The organism is Metasolibacillus meyeri (genome assembly GCF_003049505.1).
GTDB lineage: Bacteria > Bacillota > Bacilli > Bacillales_A > Planococcaceae > Metasolibacillus > Metasolibacillus meyeri.
The window spans coordinates 1-1811 of record NZ_PYWN01000054.1 but is presented as its reverse complement, the minus strand read 5'-3'; the positions used below and the strand labels follow the sequence as shown (position 1 = coordinate 1811).

At 36.6% G+C, this 1811-nt stretch carries 3 protein-coding genes; 2 read left to right on the top strand and 1 reads right to left on the bottom strand.

Features of this window, described 5'->3' with window-relative positions; all coding sequences use genetic code 11:
* Positions 1 to 198 precede the first annotated feature (198 nt).
* The gene (locus C9J34_RS09075; protein WP_107839547.1) at positions 199 to 510 is read right to left on the bottom strand and encodes a hypothetical protein; all 312 of its coding nucleotides are present in this window, start codon (positions 508 to 510) and stop codon (positions 199 to 201) included.
* A gap of 112 nt (positions 511 to 622) precedes the next feature.
* Here C9J34_RS09075 and C9J34_RS09070 point away from each other — a divergent pair, with 112 nt between their 5' ends.
* Positions 623 to 1027 (top strand): phage holin family protein, encoded by a 405-nt coding sequence (locus C9J34_RS09070; protein WP_107839546.1) that lies wholly within the window; start codon positions 623 to 625, stop codon positions 1025 to 1027.
* Positions 1024 to 1707: a peptidoglycan recognition protein family protein gene (locus C9J34_RS09065; RefSeq protein WP_107839545.1), complete on the top strand. Its 684-nt coding sequence runs from the start codon at positions 1024 to 1026 to the stop codon at positions 1705 to 1707. The genes C9J34_RS09070 and C9J34_RS09065 overlap by 4 nt, the downstream gene beginning before the upstream one ends.
* Positions 1708 to 1811: the final 104 nt, after the last annotated feature.

Sequence of the window (1811 nt, the reverse complement as noted above, 5' to 3'; positions counted from 1 at the left end):
GTTTGGGGTGATGCGCCAGTTATCACTGATGAAAGCAAGTTAGTATAAGTCCCCTTATGCGTAGTAACTGTCAGTCACTTAGATTGGCAGTTTTTTATTATTTTAATAATCCCAAACGTTTGGGATTTTGAAAGAAAATTCTTGGAGAAATTACAAAGTAGCCTTCCACAATCATCTGTGGAAGGCTATTAATATAGTTTAAATAAAATCGGAAATTTTAAATTGATTCCATTCATTTTTGCTTTCTTCTCTTTCTGGGCTAACACAATATTGATTGAATATAAAATCTTTATTCTTGCTCACGTAGTTAATTAAGTAATTACAAATAATTAATCTAGCTTGTTTTAAACCGTTACTCTTATTTCCTCTAACCTCTCCTATTAGGACAGGGGATTGTTTGGGAATATGCAAAATTACGTCATAATCGCCGGTGTTTCGAGATCCATTTGTTTCAAAATACAATTCATTGTAAGCCTCGTGTTGACTTAATGGTTTTGGCATAGTCGGCATGCTTTATCACTCCTAAATTTATGCTTACTTCAAATATATGTTTAGTGAAATAAATTTATTAAAATCATCGCTCAACCTTGAGCGCTTTATTACGAAAAAAGGAAGTGTTTAAATGGAGAAATATATCGCGTTAATTAGCGGTGTAATAGGAACAGTTATATCTTATTTAATTGGAGGCCTAGGCATGGCCGTAACAGTACTTATTGCCCTTATGGCATTGGACTACGTAACAGGTCTAATGCAAGCTGCCGTAAATCAAACATTAAACTCACGTGTAGGATTTAATGGTTTTATCCGTAAAATTTATTACTTAATGATGGTTGCCTCTGTTTATTTAATCGCGCTTGTGATACCTGGTATCGGTTATGCGGGCGATGGTGCTGCCATCGCTTTTTGTGTGCTCGAATTTATTTCAATCACTGAAAACGGCACAAAAATGGGGCTATGGATGCCTAAATTTGTACAAGATTTATTAGCAGTTGTTAAAGATAAAACAGGAGAAGGCGGTGCAAAATGAGCTATACATTCAAACAAAATTTATTGCCAGCAAGTAAATACTCGTTGAAGTCACCATTTGCTATGAAGCCTGAGTATATCACAGTACACAACACCGCCAATGATGCTTCGGCAGCGAATGAAGTTGCTTACCATAATCGCAACAATAATCAAGTCAGCTACCATGTGGCCATCGATGATAAAGAAGTTATACAGTGCATCCCATTCGATCGCAACGCATGGCATTGTGGCGATGGGCAAGGTGACGGAAATCGGAAATCTATTGGTATTGAAATCTGTTACAGCAAAAGCGGGGGCTCTCGTTATGTAGCAGCCGAGGAAAATGCGGTGCATTGTATTGCATCGATACTCTATCAGTACGGTTGGAGTATTGATCGCATTAAAAAGCATCAAGATTGGAGTGGCAAATATTGTCCCCATCGTATTTTAGATGAAAAGCGCTGGGATAGCTTTAAGGCACGCATAAAAAAAGCGCTGGATGCTTTAAAGGAAAAAGAAGAGGTGAAACAAGTGGAATTATTAACTTCAACAGGACGTGCCGAAATTCGTACATTACTAAAAAAAGCACGTACTCAAGGTATTATCAGTGCTACAGTACACACAGACGTAGCTATCGCAAAATACGACGATATACAGCTATTAAGCTACCAAGCCGCTGTGGTTAATCGAACGTACAAATAATGTGAAAGCCCACCTTTCAAGATTTTAAAAAAAAAATTTTTTTTAAATTTTTTCACTAGTGTCGCATTAAAATAATTAATTGCACTATTGTAAAATGAATTTTC